Source organism: Streptococcus sp. 27098_8_99, from assembly GCF_041431935.1.
Lineage (GTDB): Bacteria > Bacillota > Bacilli > Lactobacillales > Streptococcaceae > Streptococcus > Streptococcus parasanguinis_D.
Genome location: NZ_JAPVYQ010000002.1, coordinates 186,916 through 212,118 on the forward strand (window position 1 = coordinate 186,916; position 25,203 = coordinate 212,118).

The window sequence follows — 25,203 nt, forward strand, 5'->3', positions numbered from 1 at the left end:
CCCATTCAAAAAGTTCTTCTGAACTTACCCTCAGTTATCTTCATAATTGTTATTATCCCTGTCTTTTTTTGGTGAAATAGGCTAGATCTCCATCGTGACCAATCATAAAGAAATCTGATTCATCCTGATCACTCTGGTAGGTTTAATTTCGTTCAGTAAGATCTTCTTTAGCATAGAGGTAAATACCTGTCTCACCACTGTCCTAACTTAATTGTTCACCTAGGTTTGATCCTCTTTCAGTAAGGAAAAAACAATTACATTTCTTAGCAAGATTTCAACTCTTGCTTTTTCATCCTCCTACTTCAAACTCCAGCCACCATCAATCGTCAGGATTTGCCCTTGCATAGCAGACGCCTTCCCGCTAGCCAAAAAGAGGCTAACTTCTGCCACTTCCTCTGGCTCTATCCAGCGTTTGATGGGGGTTTCACTGGCTACCCAGTCAGCCAAGCCACCAGGTTCAAAGTCAGCTGCCGTCATGCCTGTTTTGACAGCCCCAGGAGCAATCCCAAAGACCTGAATCCCAGCTTCTGCATAATCCAGGGCCAACTGCTTGGTAAAGCCCGCTAGAGCATGCTTGGAGGAAGTATAAGCGTGACCGCCTCCACCAGCTAGACTAGATGCAATGGAGCACATATTGATGATGATACCTCGCTTCTTCTCCAACATTTGAGTCAGATAATGCCGTGTCAGCTCCACCGGAGTCACATAGTTAATCTCAAAAATCTCCTGAATCTCCTGAGCACTTTGCTCAAGAAGCGGTTTGTAATCATCCAAGACCCCAGCCGTATTACACAAGACATCTACCTCAGGACACCAGTCGAAAATCGGCGTCAAATCAAGAGTTAAGTCCCGTTGCAAGAAGTGAAAACCATCTGCTAACTGAGGATCCGCTCCCTGGTCCACTCCATAGACCTGGTAGCCCTTTTCTAGAAAGAGGCGAGCTTGAGCCAGACCAATCCCGGAACTCACGCCTGTAATCAAGACTCTTTTAGTCATGGACTTCCACCCAATCTGTCGCTAAGACATCACAAGGGGTTGGACTCCACATAGAGAAGCCTTCCCCTTCACCAGAAACGTTAATGAGGAAATAAGGCGTCACTTCTAGAGCCACTCCATTTTGCTCGATGGTATCAAAAAGCTGCACATAGTTCTCAGCTCCACCCCAACCTGTACGTACATATTTTTTCTTAGCCTTTAAGCCTGGTAAAATCTCTTCAAATGTCATGATGTTCTCCTTTGTTATCTAGTTAACTTTCTCCCTTTATTATACCAAAAAAAGAGCTTTCTCTATGTAAAAAGCCAGAGTTCTACTACTCTAGCTTTCATCTTTTATTGATTTTCTTCTGAATGGCGATACCCATAACCGAAATAAATTCCAACCCCGATCAAGAGAGCAACTCCGAAGGCCAGCCAGGTCGATAGGGAATACTGGGTCATAAAGGACAGACAGACCACAATCGATAGGATTGGCAAGACTGGAACCAAGGGCGTTTTAAATTCACCAGGTCCAGGGGCCCCGTGTTCCTTACGCAATTTCAAGAGGGCAAAGGCCAACATAACCAGGTAAGCCAAGGTACAGATATTTAAGAAGGAAGCGATACTGGCTAGCGGGAAGACTCCACCAGCAATGGCAGCCATCGAGCCAGCTACTAGTGTTGCATTTTTGGGAATTCTAGTTTTTGGATCGAGCTGTTTCATAGCTTTTGGCAAGAGCCCATCCCGCGCCAAACTGTATATCATCCGTGAGAGGGCAAAGGTCATGGAAATGCAGACGGTAATCAGGGTCAAAATAGCGACCAGTGATACATAATTCCCAGCCCAGCCGGCTCCTACCTGACGGAGGGCAAAGGCTACTGCATCATCTACATTTAAGTTCTTAAAAGGAACCATACCGGTCAAAACCAGGGTGACCAAAATATAAAGAACCGTTGTGATCAAAAGACTAAGGACAATGCCGCGAGGAACGTTCTTTTGTGGTTCCTTGATTTCGTCGACCGCCATGGAAATGGACTCAAAACCAAGAAAGGCAAAGAACATGAGCGAAGCTCCAGCCATAATCCCTGTCTGACCACCATAGATTTCGCCAAATCCATAAGGGGCAAAGTTTGCCCAGTTGCCAGGGTTTAGATGAAAAATCCCGACAAGGATAAACAAGGCAAGAGCAGAAAACTTGAGTAAGACCAGCAGGGAATTAAAGCGTAAAACCGCTTTTGCATTCATAAGAACTAAGGCTGTGACGAGGACCATGACCAAAATAGGCAAGAGATCCACATAAGTTCCCTTAGCTGGATCAAAAGTCCCGTTTAAAGCCGTCGGCAGGCTCCAGCCAAGATTGGCCAACAAGCCCTTGAAATACGCGACCCAACCTGAAGCCACCCCTGATACAGCTGTCATAAATTCCATCACGGTCAACCAACCGGCAATCCAGGCTGGAAACTCTCCAAAGATGGCATAGAGGTAACTATAGGCCCCACCAGTTGAAGGGATGCGAGACGCAAATTCAGCAAAGAAAAGGCCAGATAAGCCAACGCAAAAAGCCGCAATCACAATCGAAATGATCAAGGCTGGACCAGCTAAATTCGCGGCTGCAGTCCCAGTAATCGTGAAGATCCCTGTCCCCACCATGGCACCAATTCCTAAAATAATCAAATCCCATAAACGTAAATGGCGATTTAGACCGGGGTGTACTTGCCCAAGTCCCTTTTTTCGAAATAGATTCATGCATATTCTCCCATCTAATGAGTTTATTCTATCATACTTGGACAAGAAAGGGGAGACTCTTTTTCCCCCTTTTCTTACTATTTATCACTTTCCGTCCTATTCTTTTTCAAAGCACGAATCGTAAACCAATAATAAATAACCAACCCAAAGACGATGATCACTGTGGGCAGAAGAACCGTCATACCAAGATTCTGAACTCCTTGTGCCAAGGTCCAGCGATGTAAGAATCCAACCACTAAAAAGGCGACGATAGGAAAGATGAAAGCTCGTCCAAACTCTTCTTTCCATTGCCAAAGAATGAGAGCTCCGCTAGACCCTGTCATGAGAAGAGCATCCCAAGGACTAGGGACTACAAACCATGCAAGAGCTGGCAAGAAACGGACCCCCACTATTTCACCAACAAAATAGAATCCTAGAACTAGAACCAATGCTACATAAATTGCTTTTTTCGCTTTTTCTTCCGCAAAAATGAGGCGACGAAGGAGATAGAAGATTATCCCAACAGCTAGGAGTCCCAAAATGATGTCGGTTAAATAGACTAGTGGCTTGAGCACAAGGACCGCTTGAGAAGCAAAATCACTTAGGAGGCGATAAAAAATCACAATACCTGAAAAGATAGCCCCATATTTCAAAACAGACCGCGTCGATTCTTTGGGCATATTTTCGATGATTTGGTCTGCCATTCCCTTTGGATCAAGGCCAAAATAATCCTTTGCCGTGAGGCCATCTCCGCTTGCTTGCGAAAAGTCAAGTGCTAGATTATAGACCTGCTCTCTTAAGGCTTTCTCCTCATATAAGAAACCTGCAAGATTGAAATAATCCCAGAGATCTTGGAAATAAACTTGATCCTCTTGGCTAAAGGTTTGCATCAAGGCCTGCGTTTCTTCAAAATACATTGCTGATTTCATGCTTCTTCCTTCTTTCTTTGGAGACAAAATACAACAAGGGTCAGGACTAGTCCCATGAGAGGAAGGAGCCAGCCTATTAAATGAGCAGTTTCCTGATTCACAAGACGAATCCAGCATCCAGTAACTAAGAAAGTCAGGCCCATGACTAGTAGACTCGACATCAAACGCTCCCTGCTTCTATAGGCCATAACTGCAAACCCAAGTAAGACTAAGACAGCAAGAGCAATCCCCCAACCATCTGACAAGAGGATACTCCCAATGTGGCCAAAATGGATCGAAAATAGTCGTACGATGTTCAGAAACACCATCAGGCTGATCACACTGATAAACATAGCCCAAGACCACTCCATTTCACCATAGCTCTGTTTGGACCAAAGCCACGTGATGAACTGGCTGAACACCAAGAAATTGAGTAGAATGACAACATAGGTTAAAGGTTCGATTTTCAGTGGTGTCATCCAGGTAAAATCCATTAAATAACGCATGCCAACCAAGATCACTCCAAGTATAAAAACTAGTCCCACATAAGATCCTAAAGAGCGTTTAGGCAAATCTGAAAGAACTTGATCCACCATCGCTCGTGGATCCTTTCCAAAATAATCCACCGCCCGAATGCCTTCTTTTTCAGCAACTTTCAGGTCGCAAACCATATTGTAGAGTTGTTCACCGAGCGCTTCATCATCATAAAAATAGGACTTGGCCCCAATATAGGCCACCATTTTTTTCACATAGACTTGATCCTCTTTGTTTAGATGACTCAATTCATCTGACATTTTTTCTGTATAACTTTCTACCATTCTTCTCCATCCTTCTTGATACGTTCTACTTTTGTGACTAGCTCCTGCCACTGGTCCCAAAATTCCCCTAAGCGCTCTCTTCCAGCATCACTGAGTGAAAAATACTTACGATCGGGACCATCTGGAGACGGCCTCATTTCCCCATGAATAACCCCTTGTTTTTCTAATTTTTGAAGCAGGGGATAAATGGTCCCAGCGACAATCTTATCAAATCCCATCTCTTTGAGACTTTGGATCAATTCATAGCCATAGATAGCCTTTTTAGAAATAATCTCCAGCACACAGCCCTCCAAGACTCCCTTTAGTAATTGGGACTCTTTCATCCTTCTCACCTCTTTCTTCACATTTTTTACTAGTTTGTTTTACATACTAGCTGTTTCACTATCAGTATACTCTTTCCAAGCTAGTATGTAAAGCATAATAGTAAATTTTTCAAAAAAATTTTTATTCCTTAAAAATCCCTTAAAATCAAGGTTTCTCTGTATACTCGTGTGTAAATATACAAAAAAAGTTCAAAAAACACTTTATTTTGTAGATTGATTGGAGTATAATAATTTAAATTATTCAAAAGGAGACACGAATATGAAAAAATCGAAGCTTGCTCTTTTAGCAGGTGTCGCCGCGGCTTCAACGCTTTTCCTTGCTGCATGTGGCTCATCTTCTAATGCGTCAAAAGGGACGACCTACAACTACGTGTATGGTACAGACCCTGATTCCTTGAACTATTTGACTTCAAATCGTTCAACTACAAGCGACATTACAACCAACTTGGTCGATGGTTTGTTTGAAAACGATCAATACGGTAACTTAGTGCCTGCTCTTGCTGAAGACTGGTCCGTTTCAAAAGACGGTCTGACTTATACCTACAAGCTTCGAAAAGACGCGAAGTGGTATGATTCAGAAGGAAATGAATACGCTGACGTCACTGCAAAAGATTTCGTGACATCTCTGAAATATGTAGCAGATAAAAAATCTGATGCTCTTTACTTGGTTCAAAACTCAGTCAAAGGATTGGATGACTATGTAAACGGGAAAACCAAAGACTTCTCAACTGTTGGAGTCAAAGCTGTTGATGATCATACTCTTCAATATACTTTGAACCAACCTGAATCTTTCTGGAATTCTAAATTGACGACTGCTACCATGATGCCAGTTAATGAAAAATTCTTGGAATCAGCTGGGAAAGATTTCGGTAGCGTGAAACCAAATGGGATCCTCTACAACGGGGCCTACATTTTGAAGTCCTTCACTTCAAAATCACAAATCGAATTGGAAAAGAACCCTGAATACTACGACAAGAAAAATGTTCACATCGATACCGTTAAATTAACTTACTTCGATGGTTCCGACCAAGACTACCTTGCCCGTAATTTCTCAGATGGGAACCTATCTACTGCTCGTCTCTTCCCAACAAGCTCAACCTACAGTACGATTGAGAAGAAATTCAAGGATAACATCGTTTATTCCCCACAAGATTCTACTGTTTACTACGCTTACTTCAACGTCAACCGTCAAAATTACGGCCATACGAAGAAGACATCTGATGAGCAAAAGAACAGCACCAAGACAGCCCTTCAAAACAAAAACTTCCGTCAAGCTTTGAACTTTGCTTTAGACAGAACTTCTTACAGCGCTCAAGTTAACGGGAAAGACGGAGCATCAAAAACTCTACGTACCCTTCTAGTTCCACCGACATTTGTGCAAGCAGACGGGAAAGACTTCGGTACTCTCGTTGAAGAAAAACTTGCCGCAACAGGAGATGAGTGGAAAGGTGTTAGCTTCGCAGATGCTCAAGATAGCTTGCATAATGCGGATAAAGCCAAAGCGGAACTTGAAAAAGCGAAGGCTGAATTGCAATCACAAGGTGTTCAATTCCCAATCCATATCGACTATGTCGTAGACCAATCTTCTAATGCTCTTGTCCAACAAGCAGACTCTATGAAGAGTTCTATTGAAACAGCTCTTGGTAAAGACAATGTCGTGATCGATGTACAAAAATTGTCTACAGACGATGCAGACAACGCTACTTACTTCGCCCAATCACCAGACCAAAAAGACTTTGACATGGATATCACTGGTTGGGGACCTGACTTCCAAGACCCATCTACTTACTTGGATATCTTGAACCCAACAGATGGTTCAACCTTGACTGGTATGGGACTTGATCCTAAGAAAGACCAAGCGCTCATCGAGAAAATTGGTTTGAACGAGTACAAAGCATTGTTGGATGCTGCCAATGCTGAAAAATTGGATACCAATGCACGTTATGAAAAATACGCTGCTGCTCAAGCATGGTTAACAGAAAATGCAATTGTTCTTCCAATCTACTCTAAGGGTGGAGTTCCATCTATCACGAAGGTAACACCATTCTCAGGCGCTCGTTCTTCAATCGGTATCAAGGGAGATTCAAACTTCTATAAATACCAAAAACTTCAAGATAAGACAGTCACAACTGCTGACTACGAAAAAGCTTATAAGAATTGGTTGAAAGAAAAAGAAGAATCAAACAAAAAAGCGCAAGAAGAACTTGCAAAACATGTGAAGTAATCACGAAAGAAAACACCGAGGATTTGATCCTCGGTGTTTTTTGTGCTAACAAAATGTTGTATGTTTCATCTTATTTCTAATCTTTTATAGACTCGAACGCTATCTCACGACAATCTTCCGATAACTTCTAGAAGTCAGAAGAAAGACGAGAACATAAGAGATGAAGAAGACAGCACAAATGGAAAGAGTTGTTTGAAGGACCAATCCCGCATTTGTCGCTCCTAGGATGGCAACGATTTTTGCAATCATCTTGTAGGCCACTCCTAGGTACAGGAAGGAGAAGAATAAAGGAAGGAAAAAGACGGTGAGTATCTGTTTGCGAATAGTGTTGGACGTTTGCTTTTCGTCCAATCCTACTTGTTGCAAGATCACAAAATTATCTCGATCCTCATAGCCCTCTGAAATCTGTTTGTAGTAAATCACGAGAACCGTAGCCAATAGAAAGATCACAGATAGGAAAATCCCGATAAAGAGGAGAGTCCCTGCTGATTCACGCCACTCTTTCTCTATGCTGTATCGTTCATATCCACCAAAAAGAGTCGCACCATATTGACTCATTTTGTCTGTCGAATACAGCTCTTTGATCAAGCTAGAAATAAAATCTTGGTTATCTTTATTTTTAGCAGTAATAGAGAATTCCAAATTTTTATCAACTTTTAGTCCCAGTTGGTTCAAGTCAGGGAGGACAAGGTGCAAGCCCATTTGATGTTGAAACAGGGCGATTTGGGGGATTTTCCCTTGGATAAAATTGGAATCTAATTTTTGTTTAATCGTGAAGGTCTTCCCATTGATTTCTAATTGCGCGTCTAATCTTCCAGGATACTGATAACCATAGGCTAGGATTTCATTTTCCCCAAGCACAACTTTTTGACCGGTCAGTTGCTCATAAGTCGCCTGATCAAAAAAGTAGACTGTTCCTTCTGACTTCAACTCCTGACCAGTTGATGGAGTGGACTGATCATTCACCTCTAAGATCTTTCCATCAATCTTTCGAATTTCAGCCGACCAGTATGTTGTTTGAGCCACCTGATAATCTGATAGATGTGTTGCATCGGCTGTTTTCTGAATAATAGCTTGAACATCCTTGATAACCGGTTCTGTTTCAGCATCTGAAGGCATATGCCCCACACTAATCATGTAATCAGAAGGGTAAACAGTATCTAGGTAGTTTTTCCCTCCAACAAAGATATTAAGCGACCCGGTTAAGGTGACCAAAACCATGGTGGATAGAATACTAATCGTCGCAAGACCCGCTGCATTTTTTCGCATCCGAGCTATTAAGTTAGAGACGGATATAAAATTCTCTGGCTTGTAATAGTAGGATTTCCGACTTTTGAGAAATCTTAAGAAGGTAATGGAGCCTGCGTTGAATAAGAGATAAGTCGCCAGAATGACCAAAATGACAGCAATAAAGAATCCTTGGACAGCCGCAACCGGACGCTCCGCTGTTAGCGCCAAATAGAAAGCAATTCCTAAGAGCCCTAGACCTAAAAGAGTTTGGACCAGCAAGAATCTTCCCTTCTTCTCTCCTGCTTTCTTTTGCTGCATAAGATGAAGAGAACTGTAGCGCAAGAGGCGGAAAGAATTCAACAAAAGAATGAGGCCAAAAGCTAAGGCTAACCCAAGTAAAGTGTTAAGAACAGCCCCTATCTGGAAGGTTGATTGAATGACGACTGGAAGCCCCATACATTTTAAGAGCAGGGCAAAAATCAAGGGATCAAATAAGAGCCCCAAACCCAGTCCCGCGCCAACTGTGAGAATATAGAAGATAAGCAATTCCCATAAGGTCATGACGAGGAGGTGCTTCTTCTCCATTCCCAAAACACTGTAGAGTCCCAGTTCTTTGGAACGATTTTTCATGACATAGCCATTGGCATAAGCCACTAGAATGATGACGACCAGCTGGACGACGAAAGTACCAAAACCAAGAACCGTTCTCGCCGTTCTCCCTCCGTAAGAATTCTCTAAATGAGGGGTCGTTGCCAAGGCGATAAAACTATAAAGGATCATGGTCGTTAAAATAACAGCCAAGGCAAAGGGATAATAGAGCTTGCGATTTTGTTTGAGGTTGGAAAGAGCTAATTTACTTGTTAATTTAAACATCATGATCCTCCTTACCCGCCATGACCGTCAGAGTATCTGAGATTTCTTGGAACATCTGACGCTCCGTCTTTTCCCCGCGGAAGATCTGATTGTAAAGAATCCCGTCCTTGATAAAGAGCACGCGCTTGGCACGCGCTGCTGCTGCGGTTGAGTGAGTCACCATGAGAATGGTTTGGCCCATAGTGTTGATATCTTCAAAGACGTCCAGCAGTGCTGCCGAAGACTTGGAATCCAGCGCCCCTGTTGGCTCATCGGCCAGGAGGATTTCTGGTGAGGTGATGATGGCCCGCGCTACTGCCACCCGTTGCTTTTGACCCCCAGAGATCTCGTAGGGATATTTTTCAAGCAGTTGGTGGATGCCCAACTCCCGACTCACGCTATCGACCTTGCTCATCATTTCCTTGACCGGTCTGCGAGAGAGGACCAGTGGCAAGAGGATATTGTCCTTGACAGACAAGGTATCAAGCAGATTGAAGTCTTGAAAGACAAAGCCTAGTTTTTCCCGGCGGAAGCTCGATGCGTCCTTGTTTTTGATGGTTGAGGTATCGGTGCCATTGAGGTAGACCCGTCCTTCGGTCGGCTGGTCCAGCATGGCCAGGATATTGAGGAGGGTGGATTTCCCGGATCCTGATTCCCCCATGATGGCCACGTATTCGCCCTTCTCAACGGTAAAATGGATATCCTTTAAGGCTTCAACCTGCGTCCCTTGAAAGCGGGTTTTGTAGATTTTTTTGATATGTTGAACGTCTAGTAGGGTCATGGTCCATTCCTTTCTAGCTCGAAAAAGCTTCAATCGTTTTTTACAAGTCTATTGTACTAAAACTGAAACGCTTTCACCATAACATAACCTTACATTTTACCCTTTATTTCTTACATTTTTGTAAGAAAGCAAAAATAGGCTAGGACTTGAGGTCCTAACCTATTTCATTCTTTTATTACTGAGCCGATGTATACGGTGCAACCATTTTATATGCACTTTCAAGAGCTTGTTTCATTGCATCACGAGATGTTTTCACTTGTTGTAAGAAAGTCGTACGTCCTTGTTCAGGAACAGTCGTACTATCAGGACCTACGCTTGAAAGCATCGTATCAAATTGAGTTTTTGATTCATCCAAGGCCTTAATAGCTGGATCTACTTGTTGAGTATACGCATCTCTCTGAGCCTCTGGAATTTGTTGGCCAATATCTTGCGCATATTTCTTATAGCTTTCAACTAATTTGCTATAAAGATTCTTCATATCTCCGATTGTTTTTGCACTGTCAATTTCTTCATCTGTCAACAATACAATTTCAGGGATATTTGTTGAAGAAGTTGCTGATTTAGATGATTTTGATGAACTGCTTGATTTGCTTTCTGAAGTAGATGATTTTTCTACCTTACTAGAAGAAGCCTTTGCATCTTTGCTAGATGATTCCGAAGCAGTTTTACCAGAACATGCTGCTAACGTTGCAACTGATAAGAGAGCCACGCCCGCTGTAAGAAGTTTTTTCATAATTTTTTCTCCTATAGATATTGATTAATTATATTTTAAAATGAAATCTTTTTATTGTCAAATATTTTATGTACTCAATCCTTTTTATACCGGCTTTTATCACTAACTCTTAACATATTTTTCCGTCCGATTCACAAAAAACAGAAAATATATTTTTATTCATTCCGCGAATAAAATAAAAGATTAGACAAAACGTCCAATCTTTGATGAATGCTTGAAATAACCGAATAAGCCCGTAGCTGATCGTTTAAAGAACTACATCGAGGTATTAAAGGAAGTTTCTAACATATTTATTTGCCTTTTAACTGCAAAAGTGCACAAAATGTGTGAAACAAGATTTCGCTCCTGTTTCTTTTTTTCAATGATGAAGTAATTGATTGAACTCTTCTTGAAGTTCCTTGTTGTCCGTTGGTTTTAGATACATCTTCCCACCATTGGTCGTTGGAGAATGAAAGACAATGGCTTCTCCCGTATCTGTAATGGCAAAGAAATAACTATGCACATCTGGATACTTGTCCCAATTACTATAACGTTCTACGATGCGGTATTTTGCATTTCCCTGACCAGTATCTGTATAAATGGCATCCATCTTGCTATTTTCCCCTAGACTGTAGAGGTTGTCTGGTCCAACATCACCACCAGCAATGCCTTTTTGATAGTTGGGTTGACCCAGTTTTTCACCCCAGCTCTTCATAAATTCTGCTAATTTTGCTGATTTTTCAGCATTCCAAGGCGTTTTTCCCTGGCTTTGGCTATTTCCCGCTGATGGTGTGCTGTCAAAAGTTTGCCAGTCAAAACTCTTGAGATCCAATTTTTCCTCGTCCGATTTTCCAAAGAGGGCATTCAGATCTGACCCCGGTACTTGGACTTCTTCTTCCTGGACTTTGGTCGCGGCTTGAGGCACCTTTTCTATCCGTGAGAGAACGGCTACACCACGGCCAGTTCCTGACAACCAGCTGACTTCTAAGACTTCTCCTCCCTTATAGAGGGTCGTCGCATTGCGCGCTCCACCGTGTCCAGCGACGAAACCTTCAGCTAGCAGAGTCGGTTTTTGGTTCTTGAGGTAATAAACTCCTGTCACAAAGTAGCTTCCATCGGTCTGCTGATTGGCGATGATCATCTCCTCTACCCCATCGTTATTTAAGTCCTTAAAGGCATAATGAACGGCTTCTGGCTGATTGATCACCGTCTCGATCACCCAGCTATTGATCATCCGATCTTCTTTGGCTAATTCATCATTCAATTTGGAAATGGCATCTAACTCTTTGGAAGTGGCAAAAATCTTTTGGTAGTCTGAAAAAACAGACTGGTATAATTGTTTGTTATCTGCCTTTTTCGCGTGTTTTTTTGCTGAAGTCTGGCTACTTGCAGCCTCTTTTTTAGGACTGGACTGGCGTTGGTATCTCTGGTAACATCCTGTTAACATGACCATACTGGAAGCCACTAAGCCCAATTGCATCCATTTTTTTCTTTTCATCTGATTTCCTATAGTCTCCCTTATTTTCATACTAAACTTTATTATACTAAAAAAAAGGTGAGGAAGGAATCCCTTCTTCACACTTAGTTTATTTTATTTGGTTTGGCTCGACGATCCGCTTGACTTTCAATATGCTCTTTCACCAAGGCAACCACCTCATCATTGGTTGGAAGGTCTGAGTGCTGAGCATCTTCCCCCGTCACTGTAATCTCCGTGTAGCTAGCTGCTTGGTTTTGGTAGATATATTTCCCAGCAGAGACACTGGCATCCGGGACCAACTCATCTGAATCATAGGTAATAGTCCCTGCTACTGAATACATATGAAGGGTTGTGGGGATAGCTTCTTTTCCCTTGATAAAATCGGCCAACATCTCAGATTTATTTTTGATATTGGTCTCCGTGAAATTGTAGGGAGTTCCGATGGTCATAAGGGTCTTGAGATCCACCTCATAATCCCCTAGATAATTTTCAATAAAGGCTGTATAAATCAAGCCACCGTTGGAATGACCCAAGCCCTTAAAATTATTAAAATTGTATTTTTCTTGAAGGGCTTCAAAGGCTTGATTAAATAGTTTGGCTTGCTTTTTAATATTGCTATAGCCATCTTTGTTATTTTCAAAACCAACCACAATTACCGGCTCATTGTCCTTGGCATCAATACTACCACTATAGGTGATATGCCCATCATTCCAAACCTTAACCTTAAGTAGACTGTGTTTGGTTCCTTGGCGGTCTTGGTTGAGCTTGGTCACCAAGCCATCAAAGCGGTTCTCTGTCGCAGAGCTTCCCGGGATCATGATGATGGGAGACAATTTTGAATTATAAAATTTCTCGATTTTTGAAACATTCGTCCGAGTCCAGCTATAAGAAGGAATGGCTAAAGCGATCAAGAAAAGACTGACCAAAGTGAGGACGATGGCTGTTTTTTTAGATTGTTTCATCGCTTTCTCCTTTCACTTTTAAATCTTTTCGAATACGATTTCCCATGCGGACAAATGGTAGATAAAGGAGCACATCGACGGTAAAACAAAATATACTGACAGCTAAGGCTCTCAGACTTCCTCCCGTTCCAATAAAGGCATAGAGAAGGCTAGGAGTCCCATCTGGCACCGGATAGACGGCTGCTGGCATCAGCTTGAAGCACAAAGCTACAGCTGCTATTCCCATATTCACCAAAGGGATTAATAAGAAAGGAATCACATAAAGTAGGTTGAGAAGGACCGGTATCCCTACCATGAAAGAAGCCCCATTGTTAAAGAGACTTGGAAACAGACTGAGAAGGCTGACTTTCTTGTCCTTTTGACTTCGTGAAACCAGCAGGATCGCTACCAATAAGGCTAGAACTGCACCAATTCCAGCTACCATGCCAAAACTGCGGTACAAATTGGTCAAGGTATAGAGATGTGGAATACCTGTCGTTGAATGATGGGTCACAGCGTAGGTCAGATTTTCCAAAGCAAAGCTATCATCCGCAATTGAGTTCAAGGCAAAGGATTGACTATTACCAAACCAAGCAGATAGGCTACTAAAAAGACCCATGACGAAGGTGGATAAGAGATGATGACTGCTTACCGTGATAGAAGCCAAGAACTGTTGGATAGTCTGAAAAATATTAAATTGGTTCCCGAGAACCAAAAGAAGATTGAGGCTAACCCCTAGAACCAAGGACAAGAAAATGGGACGCACAGTCTTGGGCTGATAGATAAAGTCTTTGTCCACAATCTGATCGTCACTGGCTTTAGATAGCCGAAAGATCTGTCCGATTAGATAGCCTAAAACAATGGCTAAGAGGATATTGGTCGTCGCAGGTAAGTTGATGCGCGTCAGTTGCCCCTCATGGAGAGGGCCTACCAACAATTCCTGTGACCCTACAATCAAGCTGACCAAAAGAGCGGTGACACCTGCTGTCCCTGTACTTCTACCGTAGTGCCCAGCTGTGTATTTTCCAGCGAAGTAAGTCGCTAAAGGCCCAGCTAGACCTCCTAAAAATTTGGAAAATTTGATAAGAACTTGACTAATAGCTTGATCCCTCGGCAACCAGCTATCCATCGAAAAGAGCTGATGGATATAGCCTCGATCGGAGAAGACCGATAGAGCGATCACCCGAATGATCCCTGAAAATAGGAAAAAAGGAAATAAGGAAACCAGGGTCTTCTGGGAAATTTGAATCAAACTTTTTTCTCGTAACCAGAAAAACTTCTGGACTAAATACTTGGTCATGGGGCCTCCTGTCCGAGTTGATTGACTTATTCACGTTGCTTACTTTCTTCTTATTATACCATACTGGCGAGCCTTTCCTTTCGTTTGTAGAGACGTCATCAGTTGAGAATGCTGTTAATATTTTCAAAACTTTTCAAAAACTCTTTGACAGGGGTCTTCATTTCCTCTATACTATTTGTTAGCTAACAAAACGATGGATCAGGTTGCCGTAGGTCTTGCTATGCTCATAGCGATTGGAGCTGACGGAAAATCAGATCGTAACCATGATTTTTATACCATAGTCCATATCTTTAGGAAGATTTAGGAGGAATCAGACACCGATGTCACAAGAAAAAATTTCAGCCAAGGTCCTGTATGCTATTTTTGCAACAGGGATCCTTTCCTTTTGCGGGGTGGCTGGGGAAACCGCTATGAATATCACCTTCCCAATATTGATGAAGGAATTTGAAATCAATACTGCAACCGTCCAGTGGGTTACGACCATCTATCTTCTAGTGGTTGCCTGTGTGGTCCCCTTGTCTGCTTATCTCAAACGCTCTTTTAAAATGAAGTCCATCTTTTTAGTTGGAAATCTTCTCTCTGTTTTAGGTGTTCTTATCGACTTCCTTGCTCCAAGTTTTGGCTTTGTGGTTCTGGGTCGATTGGTCCAAGGAATGGGGGTTGGTTTTGCCCTTCCTCTAATGTTTAATATCATTTTAGAGCAGGTCCCAAAACGCAAGATCGGTCTCATGATGGGAGTGGGTACCCTAATTACAGCCATTGCACCAGCCATTGGGCCTACTGTCGGTGGTCTCTTGACGGCTAACTTCGGTTGGCGGTCCATCTTTTTGGTTCAATTCCCGATCCTTCTAGCTTCGCTAGTTGCAGGACTTCGCTCCATTGAACAAATCAGTAAAGTCAAGCGAGAAACGCTTGATATCATGAGCCTTCTTGCCATTATTGCTTCATTTTTAGGCTTGATTCTAGGTATTCATGGTCTTTCTGATCATGCTTTCTTTAGTTTTTCTGTTTTTGGTTGGCTGGTGATCGGGTTCTTGGGACTGGTTCTCTTAGTTCGGCGGTCTAATCAGTTAGAGACTCCCATTATCAACCTTGCCATCTTAAAGAACCATCTCCTCACTGGCCATGTTCTTGCCTTTTTCACCTTCCAATTAGGCTCTCTGGCCATGAGTTTCCTCTTGCCCAATTATGTCCAATTGGTCAACCACTCGAGTACCACGCTTGCAGCCTTGATGCTGCTTCCAGGAGCCATCATTGGGGCTGGTTTTGCTCCCTTCTCCGGTCTCATTCTAGATAAACTAGGAGCCCGTATACCGATTCTCCTTGGAGCTACTTTAATTCTTCTGGCCCATTTCCACTTTACTCTCTTTGGACTGAAGCTGACAAATGGCTTGATTCTCATCTTTTACATGATCTTTATGACCGGTATGGGACTGGCCTTTGGCAATATCATGACCAACGGACAAAAACAACTCTCTCTGGAAGAGCAACCTGATGCGAACGCGATTTTTAACACCTTGCAACAATTTGCAGGTGCTGTCGGAACAACACTGGCTTCGCTGATTGTTGCCATGAGCCAAGCTAATCAAAAGATGGACTTTACTCAAGCCACTGCTAAAGGAAGTCGCAACGGTTTTATGGTCTTATTTGCCTTGGGCATCTTCCAACTCCTTCTCTTATTTTGGGTTGTTGGGAAAGAACAAGATACGAATTAATTTTTCTCATCAGAAAACAGCAATTTGCTGTTTTTTTGTTATCCTTTTCTGACCCGTGTGACAATGCCATCAGGATCTTCAAAAATTATGCCACTTCTGCTAAATAAATCTTGCTTGGATAGGTGTATACCCTATTCTTTCTCTTTTGCTTGTAATGCCAAATATTACAACTAAAAAATTCTATTAATTTATCTAACTTTTATCATTTGAGTTAAAATCCTTGCTTTCTTTTTGTATTTTATTTATAATCATTCTAAACAAGATAAAGGAGACATTGTATGACTGAAATGAAACATGGAGTAGATGAGTCATTTAGCGATCGCTTGAATATCTTGAGGGCTGCTGTTCTCGGTGCCAATGATGGAATCATTTCTATCGCTGGAGTGGTGATTGGGGTAGCCAGTGCCACCTCAAACATCTGGATCATTTTCCTTTCTGGCTTATCAGCGATTCTGGCAGGTGCCTTTTCGATGGCGGGCGGTGAATATGTCTCAGTTTCCACTCAAAAAGACACGGAAGAAGCCGCTGTTAACCGCGAACAAGCCTTGTTGGATCGCGATCCAAAGTTAGCTAGAGAATCTCTCTACCACGCTTATCTTCAAAATGGAGAATGCGAAACTTCCGCAAAGATTTTGACAGAACGGGCCTTTCTGAAACATCCCCTCAAAGCCCTAGTCGAAGAGAAATATGGTATCGAATATGAGGAGTTTACCAATCCTTGGCATGCTGCTGCATCTAGCTTCCTTGCTTTTTCGGTTGGTTCCCTTCCTCCAATGCTCTCTATCATCCTCTTTCCAGCTGCCTATCGCATTCCGGTGACGGTCTTCGTTGTTGGACTATCCTTGATCTTCACTGGCTATACCAGTGCAAAACTGGGAAAAGCACCAACCAAGCAAGCCATGCTTCGCAACCTGATCATTGGCCTTCTCACCATGTGTGTGACTTACTTCTTCGGACAACTCTTTAGTATCTAAAAAAGCTGAGAATTTTGTCTCAGCTTTTTCTTATGCTTCTAATAAGGCTTGTGCTTGTTTTTCCAGTCCTGCGACCGCTTCATCTGTCAAGATTAATTCACCTGTTCCCCAAGCTTCTGGGTTAACGGTTGTTCCAGTGAACTCTCCAACTACTTGAGTTCGAACGAATGGCAAAAGCGCTTGGTATGCCGCAAACATTGGTTCGTGTCCGGCATTGGCTACTGAAGAAACCGTTACGATCTTATCTTGAAGGGCAGATGGACCACGAGTTTCTGACAGGTCAAGGGCACGGCTAAGCCAGTCGATCAGGTTTTTCACTACACCTGGAATCGCAAAGTTATAAACTGGCGAGAAGATCCAGATGGCATCCGCAGCAAGAACCGCATCACGCGCTGCTTGTACAGCTGGCAAGGTTGGTGTTTCCAAATCTTGGTTCATCATTGGAATGTCCTTGTAGTCCAAGTAAGTCACCGTTGCTTTTCCTTCCAGAAGGCTTTCTGCTTTCTTAGCCATTTGGTGGTTAAAAGATCCTTGACGAAGAGAACCGACGATAAATAAAATGTTTTTCATAGTTGTTTCCTCTTTCTGTTGTAAGATTTTTTGTTACAATAGCTATTATACACGATCATAATGTAATGTCAAGGATTACAACTCGGACATTTTAAACTTTTATTCCATTTCACTAAGGATGGGCCAAGAGGAGTGAGAAAAAAAGGTTGGATAAAAGTTTCCAACCTTCAATAAATCATAACCGTATAAATCTGTAGAGGATCAACATCCAAGAAAAACGACTCCCAGAGATCTTTACAATCCATTTTAGAACTATTTTTTTCTCAGCAAGGTAATTCTCAATCCCAAAATTCTGTTCTCGCTACTACTCCTCGTTAGACAAATCCGTAGCCAACATTTTTTTGATGGATTCGCTGGATAAATCCGTCATTTCAGCAATCATCTCGATACTCATCCCCTTCAAAGATAGTTTCTGAATCAGAGACTGCTGACCAGCTTGAACTCCCAGTTCCATGCCTTCTTGTCTGCCTTGTTCTAATCCCTGCTCTAATCCCTGTTCGAGACCTTGTTCGAGTCCTTGTTCTAATCCCTGCTCGAGTCCACGCTCGAGACCTTGTTCGAGACCTTGTTCAAGACCTTTTTTCAACCCTTTCTGAAAACCTGCTTCCAGTTGTTCTTTCCGAAAGGTATCCATGCTCATTTCCCAATTTTCTCTGATACGAATCCGTTCATCAATCATTTCTTTTTCCTCCCTTGTCCAATTTGATGGGATTAGGAGTGATTCTGCCTGCTCGATCACTTGATCTGGTTGATGACTGAATGGGCGATTACCAAAAAATTCAAGCCATTGTCTCCAGTGAGCATTCAACTCCGTATCTCTACTTTCATTATACTTATCCAACTCTAAAAAGGCAACCTTTAACATATTATGAACTACTCCATCCTTTCGAGAGCTATAAAGAGGTGTCCCGTCTACTGTATGGCGCATTTCATAGACATTGACGGGTGAATCTAAATGAGGAAAAATACTTCGCTCCAGGATAGCGATCCCATAGACCGGCTCCAGCTCCTGGTACATAGAATGGGTTGCCCCTTTCTTTCGCTTGCGTTGGACATTTTCTACCAGTTGATTGGCTAAATAATAGTGGAAACGATTCAGGAAATACTCTTGCTTCAAAACTTGAATCTCAATGATCACTTCAAGCCCACTATCTAGTCTTGCTCTCACATCAACGGATGTTTCAAAAGGAAGATCTCCTAAAAACCCTTGCTCATGGATTTGGTCTCCTTCTAAAATCTCAACGGACTCTACTGGCAGATCCAATACTTCGCGGATAAATTTGGCTGTCACATCCGGCAGACTAAAAATCTTTTTCGCCATTAAATCCAAGGTGGGCGATACATACTCGTGTCGTTTCTTCATAGCAACCTCCAATGATTTCGTATAGGGAATCCCCTCACTTATACCATTCGAAAAAATTGCAGAAAATGAGAGTGGGACAGAAATCGGTAATTCGTTAGAATTTGATTTCGTCGTCCCACCTCCGCACAGTTGAGTAGGGCTGTAAAAGCTGATGAAATCAGCGTAGTAGAGCCCACTCAACCACTGCGTCTTGCTTGACAATCCAAAAATAATTGAGAGGCTAGGACTTTTGTCCCAGCCTCTTGCTTTTATGCATGCTCCAATCCTTTTCGTGTATTTTCTTTGATGGTTTCGGCTGAATGGAGCAATTTTTCTTTTTCTTCTTCTGTCAAATGCAAATCCAATCGTTCAAGAATTCCTTTTCGACCTACAATTGCTGGATAGCCAAGATAGGTTCCATATTCTGGACGATAGTTAGACACAGGCATTTCCTCGTGGCTATCATTGATCACAGCTTCTGCCAGGCGTTGGGCTGCCGCAGCAATCCCAAAATTAGTATAGAATTTGCCAAAGAAAACCGTGTGGCCACCGCGCAAGGACTCGTAGTTGATAGCATCAAGCTCTTCTTGAGAGAAGAGATCGGTAATAGCGTGTCCCTTGACACGGACCTGACTCCAAGCAACAAATTGAGAATTTCCGTGCTCACCGAGGTTGTAACCTGATACACTAGCAGGAGAAACCTGCAAACGATCAGCGACTGCACGCTTCATCCGAGCTGTATCCAGTAACGTCCCTGTCCCAATCACCTGCTCTTTTGGAAGGCCAGTATATTGTTGATAGAGTTGAGTAACGGCATCGACCGGATTGGTCACTACCAATAAGACCCCGCTAAAACCAGAAGCCTTCAGATCACGCGCTACTTGCACCACTTGCTTACTGGAAAAGGGAAGCTCTGCAAAACGGTCATCAGTGTTATTAGCCTGCAACTCAATATTTCCAAGAGTCGACACCACGACATCCGCATCTTTTAAAGCCGCGTAGTCATTGACCGTGATATGAACCGGATACCCTGTATTGGCAACCGTATCACAGAAATCCAAGGCATCTGCCTTAACCTTTTTCTCATTGGTATCAATCAAGACCAAGTGATCACAGGTGTGTTTCAAAATCATGCTGTGGGCCAAGGTGGCACCCACATGCCCCAAACCAATAATACCAATTTTTCTTGTCATCAGAATCCTCTTTTCTAGTATCGATCACACTGTTGGTGAGGATAGCTCTTTGTTGACTCTATTCTACCACAATTCTAGAAAGGCGGATTGAAAAAATGGGAAAATTTTCAAGTTTTTTCAAAAAAGAAAAGAGGCACTGCCTCTTTTAACGACTCAGGAAAGAAGAGTCTCAATCTCTTCAAGCGACAAACCTGTCATCTCTGATATCAGATCAGGTGTCATTCCTCGTGAGATCATCTCGCATACCAACTGTTTACGACCTTGTTCCAGACCTTCTTCACGCGCTTCGTCTATAGCCGTCTCCAGGGTCATATCATAATTTTCTTGAATACGAATACGCTCGTCTATCATGGTCTTCTCCTCCTTGGTCCAGCTAGATGAATCTAATAATGAATCTGCGTGGGCAACGGCTTGACTGGGAGCTTTTGTGAAGGGAAGATTCCCAAAAAACTCCAACCACTGTCTGCCTGCATCTGTCAGGTTCTCATCTTTATTATACTTGTCTAGCTCTAAAAAGGCAACCTGCAAAAGATTTTGGTGCTTGCCATTTTTATAATAGGCCTTAAGTTGCTTGCCAGACCTGCTATTAGTCAGCCAGTATTTATTGATGGCAGCCTCTTCATCTAGTAAGAGCGACTTCTCCAAAATCGCAATCCCGTAGACGGGCTCCATCTGCTCATACATCTTATGTGTCTGACCTTGCTGGCGCAGTTTTTGCACATTTTCCACCAGCTGATTGGCCAAATAGTAATGGAACCGATTCAAGAAATACTGCTGCTTGCGAATCTGGATCTCGATGATCACCTCAGCCCCGTCGTGGAGCTTAGCTCTTACATCCACCGCAGTGGAGAACAAGTCATCCTCCTCATAGGCCATGCTGTGGGGCTGGCTTCATTCCACAATCTGAGCGTCCGCCACATCTAGCTCCAAAATGTCTCGAATAAATGTGGCCGTCACCTCAGGCAAACTAAAAATCTTCTTAGCCATAATATCCAAGGTCGGCGATACATGCGCATGTCTCTTTTGCATCCCTGCTCCTTTTCTATAAAAAATAGAGGGAAAGTCCCTCTACTTCTATAATTCGAAAAAAATTTGGGAATAAGAAGCATCTTATTTTGTCGCATTTTTTAAAGCATTTTGGAGTTCTTCATCAACCGCATAGATGTACAGACCATTAACTCCACGGGTTAACAAAACATTTAACTCATTTCGTAATAATGTTTCTCCATAGTTTATCATTTCACCAGAATCAAGTTTTCTGTTTTGGACAGCACTTTTATTTTTACTTTCACTTATATCAAAAATAATTTTACCATCTCTATATTTTACTGAGGGACCAATGATGACTCCCACATAATTTAGGTCAAATCCCTGAACAGTAAACGTTGAGCCAATTTCATGAATCGTTTGAGGTTGCTCTATCCAGGATAAGTTTTTAGATTTTCTATCTTTTGCAAGTTGTCTGTTCCATGGACAAGACCAGGCCCCGATACGAACACACCAATATTCCGAATCCGTAGGTTTCGACATACTACTATATTCCCAATCATAGGTTGCTGTTAAGCGTGAAATCCCTAAATTCTGATCTTCATCTTTTTCATGATTGCTTTTTGTAGTTCCTCAGGGGAGTCAAAAACTCTAATATCATAATCATTATCAATTGGAACCTCATTCACAACTCCAACATCAATCAGATTTCTTATCCACTCAACTGTTTCTTTTGTTGCATGGATACGCATTTGATTATGTAGTGTAATGAGATTTCCCTTTAGATTTGCCTCGTGTTCTAAATTTAAGAAAGAATCATCTGTCCATATTTGAGATTTGTTCATAATCTGGTTCTCATCATAAACAAGGACGACTACTTTTGATTTAGCAAGTAAATCATTTAAATGATTCCCACCTAAATAAGCTTGATTTTTTGCAGTCAATAATAAATGGCCTTCATCTACCACTACAATTCCAGCATCTCTATTTTCTTTTTTCAGAGCATTCAAAAATTGAGTTGGTTTCATCACAACATTAATATTTGATCCACTCTTCCATTCCAATTTTTTCTCAATTTCTTGGTAAACACTGAGTTGGTCATCATGATTCACAACCAAATTGATATCATTGTTTTCACGAATCATTTGAATATCTTCAGAATTCAATAAATCATCGACGAGAGAACTCATCAAAACTGTTTTTCCTGCACCAGCATCACCCTTTACTAAAATTAAAACTCCTGTTTCATTTCTACTGATAACGGAGGTGATTTTTAGCAATATTTCATTTTTGGCCTTTACTTGTTCATCCGTTAACTTGTGAAATGGAGAGGATTTAAATATCGCTGAATTTCGAATAAAGCTTTCTGCTGGGAATAAATAGTGGTTTTTCCTATTTAGGCTTCTCCAAATCTTTGAAAAAATCTCGTCCAATTCCTCAGAAGTATAGTATTGATTTTGAGGATTCCCTCTTCTATTTTGAACACGTTCAACCTTTTCAACACTTGAAAGATAGAGCATTAATCTATTCTCAATATCCAATGTCAATGATTTATTAAAATGGTTATGCCCAATGACAAACATTTTAGAAGTTTTAGATTTTTCAAATTGTCGCCAATCTTCTCGGTTCTTCTTTATATCATCTGATAAGTGTTGATTTGTTCTTCGAATAATATCTGTTGTTTCTCCAACATAGACACTATACTTATTTTTATTCTCATCATTTACGATGTATACAGTTGGGTAATCAAAAATGAGCTTAGAATGTTTTGGTGCAATCGTTTCTTTTAATTGATCAAATGTTCGACTTGAATAGTCGATTTCTATGACTACGGGTGATTGAATGTTACTCATTTTTTCTCCAAGTCCGTATATTTTTTGTTATTTCCTTTACTTAATTCTACAGGATATTTTTTTGCATTAATTTTTATTTTCTCTTTTATAATTTCTTCTACATCCAGATTTAAATTATCTGCAAGCATAAAAGAATACATAAAAACATCTGCAAGCTCTTCTCTGATTTCTTGTAGTGACTTTTCAACTACCTCATCTGATTGTTTCCATTGAAAAAGTTCCAATAATTCGCTTGCTTCTATTGAAATCGAAATAGCCAAATCTTTTTCATTATGAAACTTTCTCCAGTCACGTTCATCTCTAAATTGATTAATTAAATTGATTAAATCTTTCATCCGTCTATCCTTTTCCTGTGCATAATCTCCTATTATTATAGCATGTTTGGGAAAGAAATTAACGCTTTCAAAGCATTTTGTTAGTTATTCGCGCAAAAAAACGAACCTGGTCTGGTCCGTTTTTTCTTAGTCGAGTTGAATCCCTTTTTCTGCTAGATTGTCTAGGCATTCTTGGAGGTAAGTGTCCTGATGCTCGGGATAGATAGGGGTGCTCAAGGCTTCTTCTTTCAGCTCTGGGATAGGCTGGGCAGGTTTTGCCTCGATAGGTCGGCTCCCACCACTCTGGACTGACCTTGTAGCCACGAGCGGTCATCTCCTCCATGATCAGGCGGTGATAGGCATAGAGGCGATAGGGCGAGTAGTCAAAGACATAGTTGACCGTCGCGTGCTTCTTGCCCCAGCCATTACCTCGAAGGGCGCAGCATTCCCGATGTTGGCCGAGGAGCTGGGGACGAGGGAGTTTGCTAATCAGGTCTTGGTGCCACAGTCTCATCTATTGACCTCCTAGTAGGGTCGAGTCTTGTAAATAGCGATTAGGATAGCACTCTAGGAGCGTTTGGATCCCCTTGATGAGATCCTCTTGGCTACCTTGGCCATGCTGGTATTTCTCAAGTAGTAGCATAAAGTCTGCCTTTTCCTCAGGAGTCGCCTGCTTTTTGAAATAGCCCCAGATATGCTGAAAGGCATTGGAGACCTGGCCACGATTTTCCGGCAAGGCCAGCGCTTGCTGGATCAGGTCCTCGACGTGGCTGACCTCCACCTGGTCTTGCTTGAGGTATTCCCGGATTTCCTTGTAAATGTTGCTGGAATGACTCAGCACCAGGTATTTATTTTTTGCCCATAGGACTTGGCAGTGATGTTTTTGATCCACTCGTGTCTCCTTTTGATCTTCTCTATGAATAGTCCTCCCATTATACCATGGAAATGCTTCATTCCATCAAAAAGAGGCTGGGACAAAAGTCCTGGCCTCTCAATTGTCTTTAGATTGTCGAGCAAGACGCAGTGGTTGAGTGGGCTCTACTACGCTGATTTCATCAGCTTTTACAACCCTACTCAACTGTGCGGAGGTGGGACGACGAAATCGAATTCTAACGAATTACCAATTTCTGTCCCACTCTCTCTTTCATTGATTACAAGGCTGTGATGGCTGTGATCAAACCAAAGACGATCCCTGGTGCATTGGCTGCAGCAAGTGGAATATCGCGTTCTTTTTTGAAGAGTCCGTAGTAAACCCAAAGGCTACAGTTGATGGCTGCGACAAGGGGTTGAATAAAGTTCCCTTTGTGACCTGCGAGGTTATCCATGATTTGTGGGAAGTAAGACACATACATCATCACAGACATAAAAGTCGCAACCCAACCAAGAATTTTCATTTGTTTTTCATTCATTTTGAAACTACCATTTCCTTTTCTTTTTTTAAGTATGCACTATTCTACCTTTTGTCCTTTACAAATTCAAGTCCTTTTTACAAATGTTACCGAACTGTAAAGTGTCACAATCTTGTGATTTTGCAGGAAGATGGATTTCTTTTCGAGAGAGTCTTCTCTCTAGTAATTATTTTAGACACTTTGTCTAATTTTTTTGCAAATATAATCATTTTCATCTTGAATAGCATGCAAATTAATTGCATTATCTTCCTACTTATGCTATTTTAATACACAGAGGTAAAATTTTATGAATAAACAAAAAATCAACCAAATCGTTGGCTCGATCGGTGCCTTTATTGGGATTATCGTTTTCATTGCCTACATCCCACAAATTATTGCTAATTTACAGGGAAACAAGGCCCAACCTTTCCAACCCTTGTCAGCTGCTATTTCTTGCTTGATCTGGGTCATTTATGGTTGGACAAAGGAACCTAAAAAAGACTGGATTTTGATCATTCCGAATTCGGCAGGTGTCATCCTAGGGGGATTGACTTTCCTTACATCACTTTAATAGAAAGTGAACAAAGACTGAACTCTACGG

At 41.9% G+C, this 25,203-nt stretch carries 22 protein-coding genes and 3 pseudogenes; 4 read left to right on the forward strand and 21 right to left on the reverse strand.

Translation table 11 applies throughout. The features are described 5' to 3' along the window. Window positions 1–297 precede the first annotated feature (297 nt). The 6 genes from O3605_RS02255 to O3605_RS02280 all read right to left on the reverse strand — a co-directional run bounded on the left by O3605_RS02255 (window position 298) and on the right by O3605_RS02280 (window position 4,749). Window positions 298–996 (reverse strand): 3-oxoacyl-ACP reductase, encoded by a 699-nt coding sequence (locus tag O3605_RS02255; RefSeq protein WP_371585166.1) that lies wholly within the window; start codon window positions 994–996, stop codon window positions 298–300. Continuing rightward, window positions 989–1,225, reverse strand: coding sequence for a DUF2829 domain-containing protein (locus O3605_RS02260; RefSeq protein WP_000141913.1), 237 nt, complete (start codon window positions 1,223–1,225; stop codon window positions 989–991). The genes O3605_RS02255 and O3605_RS02260 overlap by 8 nt, the downstream gene beginning before the upstream one ends. Window positions 1,226–1,329: 104 nt before the next feature. Further along, window positions 1,330–2,721, reverse strand: coding sequence for an APC family permease (locus tag O3605_RS02265; RefSeq protein ID WP_371585167.1), 1,392 nt, complete (start codon window positions 2,719–2,721; stop codon window positions 1,330–1,332). A gap of 77 nt (window positions 2,722–2,798) precedes the next feature. Then, window positions 2,799–3,629 carry a hypothetical protein gene (locus O3605_RS02270; RefSeq protein ID WP_301355211.1) on the reverse strand — a complete coding sequence of 277 codons (831 nt, stop codon included), beginning with the start codon at window positions 3,627–3,629 and terminating at the stop codon, window positions 2,799–2,801. After that, entirely contained in the window at window positions 3,626–4,426 is an 801-nt protein-coding gene (locus tag O3605_RS02275) for a hypothetical protein (RefSeq protein WP_301355210.1), read from the reverse strand. The genes O3605_RS02270 and O3605_RS02275 overlap by 4 nt, the downstream gene beginning before the upstream one ends. Beyond that, window positions 4,420–4,749 (reverse strand): PadR family transcriptional regulator, encoded by a 330-nt coding sequence (locus O3605_RS02280; RefSeq protein WP_003016719.1) that lies wholly within the window; start codon window positions 4,747–4,749, stop codon window positions 4,420–4,422. The genes O3605_RS02275 and O3605_RS02280 overlap by 7 nt, the downstream gene beginning before the upstream one ends. Before the next feature lie 259 nt (window positions 4,750–5,008). Here O3605_RS02280 and O3605_RS02285 point away from each other — a divergent pair, with 259 nt between their 5' ends. Further along, window positions 5,009–6,973, forward strand: a complete 1,965-nt coding sequence (locus tag O3605_RS02285) for a peptide ABC transporter substrate-binding protein (protein ID WP_371585168.1) — start codon at window positions 5,009–5,011, stop codon at window positions 6,971–6,973. 99 nt (window positions 6,974–7,072) lie between these two features. Here O3605_RS02285 and O3605_RS02290 read toward each other — a convergent pair whose 3' ends face one another. The 6 genes from O3605_RS02290 to O3605_RS02315 all read right to left on the reverse strand — a co-directional run bounded on the left by O3605_RS02290 (window position 7,073) and on the right by O3605_RS02315 (window position 14,266). Continuing rightward, entirely contained in the window at window positions 7,073–9,076 is a 2,004-nt protein-coding gene (locus tag O3605_RS02290; protein WP_371585182.1) for an FtsX-like permease family protein, read from the reverse strand. Further along, window positions 9,069–9,836, reverse strand: coding sequence for an ABC transporter ATP-binding protein (locus O3605_RS02295; protein ID WP_155198970.1), 768 nt, complete (start codon window positions 9,834–9,836; stop codon window positions 9,069–9,071). The genes O3605_RS02290 and O3605_RS02295 overlap by 8 nt, the downstream gene beginning before the upstream one ends. A 175-nt stretch (window positions 9,837–10,011) precedes the next feature. Next, entirely contained in the window at window positions 10,012–10,569 is a 558-nt protein-coding gene (locus O3605_RS02300) for a hypothetical protein (protein WP_003016742.1), read from the reverse strand. Between the two features lie 358 nt (window positions 10,570–10,927). Next, complete coding sequence (locus O3605_RS02305) at window positions 10,928–12,046, reverse strand: DUF4767 domain-containing protein (protein WP_371585169.1); 1,119 nt, start codon at window positions 12,044–12,046, stop codon at window positions 10,928–10,930. A gap of 83 nt (window positions 12,047–12,129) precedes the next feature. Further along, window positions 12,130–12,987, reverse strand: a complete 858-nt coding sequence (locus O3605_RS02310; RefSeq protein ID WP_371585170.1) for an alpha/beta hydrolase — start codon at window positions 12,985–12,987, stop codon at window positions 12,130–12,132. Next, complete coding sequence (locus tag O3605_RS02315; protein WP_371585171.1) at window positions 12,974–14,266, reverse strand: PTS transporter subunit EIIC; 1,293 nt, start codon at window positions 14,264–14,266, stop codon at window positions 12,974–12,976. Before O3605_RS02315 ends, O3605_RS02310 begins: the two co-directional genes overlap by 14 nt. 320 nt (window positions 14,267–14,586) lie before the next feature. Between O3605_RS02315 and O3605_RS02320 the strand changes: the two genes are divergently transcribed. Together O3605_RS02320 and O3605_RS02325 are read left to right on the forward strand one after the other, a co-directional pair. Continuing rightward, a complete protein-coding gene (locus O3605_RS02320; protein ID WP_371469137.1) occupies window positions 14,587–15,981 on the forward strand; it encodes an MFS transporter in 1,395 nt (464 codons plus the stop codon). Between the two features lie 278 nt (window positions 15,982–16,259). Beyond that, a complete protein-coding gene (locus O3605_RS02325) occupies window positions 16,260–16,955 on the forward strand; it encodes a VIT1/CCC1 transporter family protein (RefSeq protein ID WP_371585172.1) in 696 nt (231 codons plus the stop codon). A 30-nt stretch (window positions 16,956–16,985) separates the two neighbouring features. Here the strand turns inward: O3605_RS02325 and O3605_RS02330 are convergent, their stop codons facing one another. From O3605_RS02330 to O3605_RS02370, 9 genes and pseudogenes are all read right to left on the reverse strand, one after another. Continuing rightward, complete coding sequence (locus O3605_RS02330; protein ID WP_003016745.1) at window positions 16,986–17,525, reverse strand: NADPH-dependent FMN reductase; 540 nt, start codon at window positions 17,523–17,525, stop codon at window positions 16,986–16,988. A 304-nt stretch (window positions 17,526–17,829) separates the two neighbouring features. Then, window positions 17,830–18,888 (reverse strand): Rpn family recombination-promoting nuclease/putative transposase, encoded by a 1,059-nt coding sequence (locus O3605_RS02335; protein WP_371585173.1) that lies wholly within the window; start codon window positions 18,886–18,888, stop codon window positions 17,830–17,832. A 248-nt stretch (window positions 18,889–19,136) separates the two neighbouring features. Further along, window positions 19,137–20,060, reverse strand: coding sequence for an L-lactate dehydrogenase (locus O3605_RS02340; protein WP_003006122.1), 924 nt, complete (start codon window positions 20,058–20,060; stop codon window positions 19,137–19,139). Between the two features lie 153 nt (window positions 20,061–20,213). Beyond that, a pseudogene (locus O3605_RS02345) lies at window positions 20,214–21,089 on the reverse strand (Rpn family recombination-promoting nuclease/putative transposase). Window positions 21,090–21,170: 81 nt separating this feature from the next. Next, a pseudogene (locus O3605_RS02350) lies at window positions 21,171–22,900 on the reverse strand (DNA/RNA helicase domain-containing protein). After that, window positions 22,897–23,235, reverse strand: a complete 339-nt coding sequence (locus tag O3605_RS02355; protein ID WP_371585174.1) for a nucleotide pyrophosphohydrolase — start codon at window positions 23,233–23,235, stop codon at window positions 22,897–22,899. The pseudogene O3605_RS02350 and the gene O3605_RS02355 overlap by 4 nt, the downstream one beginning before the upstream one ends. A gap of 126 nt (window positions 23,236–23,361) precedes the next feature. Then, window positions 23,362–23,728, reverse strand: a pseudogene (locus tag O3605_RS02360) (TIGR02328 family protein). Next, entirely contained in the window at window positions 23,729–24,106 is a 378-nt protein-coding gene (locus O3605_RS02365; RefSeq protein ID WP_371585175.1) for a YbgA family protein, read from the reverse strand. It lies immediately after the preceding pseudogene. A gap of 259 nt (window positions 24,107–24,365) precedes the next feature. Continuing rightward, complete coding sequence (locus O3605_RS02370; RefSeq protein WP_123159466.1) at window positions 24,366–24,623, reverse strand: SemiSWEET family transporter; 258 nt, start codon at window positions 24,621–24,623, stop codon at window positions 24,366–24,368. A gap of 286 nt (window positions 24,624–24,909) precedes the next feature. On the opposite strand from O3605_RS02370, the gene O3605_RS02375 reads away from it, so the two are divergent. Further along, entirely contained in the window at window positions 24,910–25,173 is a 264-nt protein-coding gene (locus O3605_RS02375; protein WP_003012241.1) for a SemiSWEET family transporter, read from the forward strand. Window positions 25,174–25,203: the final 30 nt, after the last annotated feature.

What these genes read in the sequence shown, in the direction of transcription:
- O3605_RS02265 (WP_371585167.1), bottom strand. Translation starts at nt 2,721, where the DNA reads ATGAATCTATTTCGAAAAAAGGGACTTGGGCAAGTACACCCCGGTCTA.
- O3605_RS02330 (WP_003016745.1), bottom strand. Translation starts at nt 17,525, where the DNA reads ATGAAAAACATTTTATTTATCGTCGGTTCTCTTCGTCAAGGATCTTTT.
- O3605_RS02300 (WP_003016742.1), bottom strand. Translation starts at nt 10,569, where the DNA reads ATGAAAAAACTTCTTACAGCGGGCGTGGCTCTCTTATCAGTTGCAACG.
- O3605_RS02335 (WP_371585173.1), bottom strand. Translation starts at nt 18,888, where the DNA reads ATGAAGAAACGACACGAGTATGTATCGCCCACCTTGGATTTAATGGCG.
- O3605_RS02285 (WP_371585168.1), top strand. Translation starts at nt 5,009, where the DNA reads ATGAAAAAATCGAAGCTTGCTCTTTTAGCAGGTGTCGCCGCGGCTTCA.
- O3605_RS02370 (WP_123159466.1), bottom strand. Translation starts at nt 24,623, where the DNA reads ATGAATGAAAAACAAATGAAAATTCTTGGTTGGGTTGCGACTTTTATG.
- O3605_RS02355 (WP_371585174.1), bottom strand. Translation starts at nt 23,235, where the DNA reads ATGAAAGATTTAATCAATTTAATTAATCAATTTAGAGATGAACGTGAC.
- O3605_RS02255 (WP_371585166.1), bottom strand. Translation starts at nt 996, where the DNA reads ATGACTAAAAGAGTCTTGATTACAGGCGTGAGTTCCGGGATTGGTCTG.
- O3605_RS02325 (WP_371585172.1), top strand. Translation starts at nt 16,260, where the DNA reads ATGACTGAAATGAAACATGGAGTAGATGAGTCATTTAGCGATCGCTTG.
- O3605_RS02270 (WP_301355211.1), bottom strand. Translation starts at nt 3,629, where the DNA reads ATGAAATCAGCAATGTATTTTGAAGAAACGCAGGCCTTGATGCAAACC.
- O3605_RS02310 (WP_371585170.1), bottom strand. Translation starts at nt 12,987, where the DNA reads ATGAAACAATCTAAAAAAACAGCCATCGTCCTCACTTTGGTCAGTCTT.
- O3605_RS02320 (WP_371469137.1), top strand. Translation starts at nt 14,587, where the DNA reads ATGTCACAAGAAAAAATTTCAGCCAAGGTCCTGTATGCTATTTTTGCA.
- O3605_RS02295 (WP_155198970.1), bottom strand. Translation starts at nt 9,836, where the DNA reads ATGACCCTACTAGACGTTCAACATATCAAAAAAATCTACAAAACCCGC.
- O3605_RS02305 (WP_371585169.1), bottom strand. Translation starts at nt 12,046, where the DNA reads ATGAAAAGAAAAAAATGGATGCAATTGGGCTTAGTGGCTTCCAGTATG.
- O3605_RS02260 (WP_000141913.1), bottom strand. Translation starts at nt 1,225, where the DNA reads ATGACATTTGAAGAGATTTTACCAGGCTTAAAGGCTAAGAAAAAATAT.
- O3605_RS02280 (WP_003016719.1), bottom strand. Translation starts at nt 4,749, where the DNA reads ATGAAAGAGTCCCAATTACTAAAGGGAGTCTTGGAGGGCTGTGTGCTG.
- O3605_RS02275 (WP_301355210.1), bottom strand. Translation starts at nt 4,426, where the DNA reads ATGGTAGAAAGTTATACAGAAAAAATGTCAGATGAATTGAGTCATCTA.
- O3605_RS02315 (WP_371585171.1), bottom strand. Translation starts at nt 14,266, where the DNA reads ATGACCAAGTATTTAGTCCAGAAGTTTTTCTGGTTACGAGAAAAAAGT.
- O3605_RS02340 (WP_003006122.1), bottom strand. Translation starts at nt 20,060, where the DNA reads ATGACAAGAAAAATTGGTATTATTGGTTTGGGGCATGTGGGTGCCACC.
- O3605_RS02290 (WP_371585182.1), bottom strand. Translation starts at nt 9,076, where the DNA reads ATGTTTAAATTAACAAGTAAATTAGCTCTTTCCAACCTCAAACAAAAT.
- O3605_RS02375 (WP_003012241.1), top strand. Translation starts at nt 24,910, where the DNA reads ATGAATAAACAAAAAATCAACCAAATCGTTGGCTCGATCGGTGCCTTT.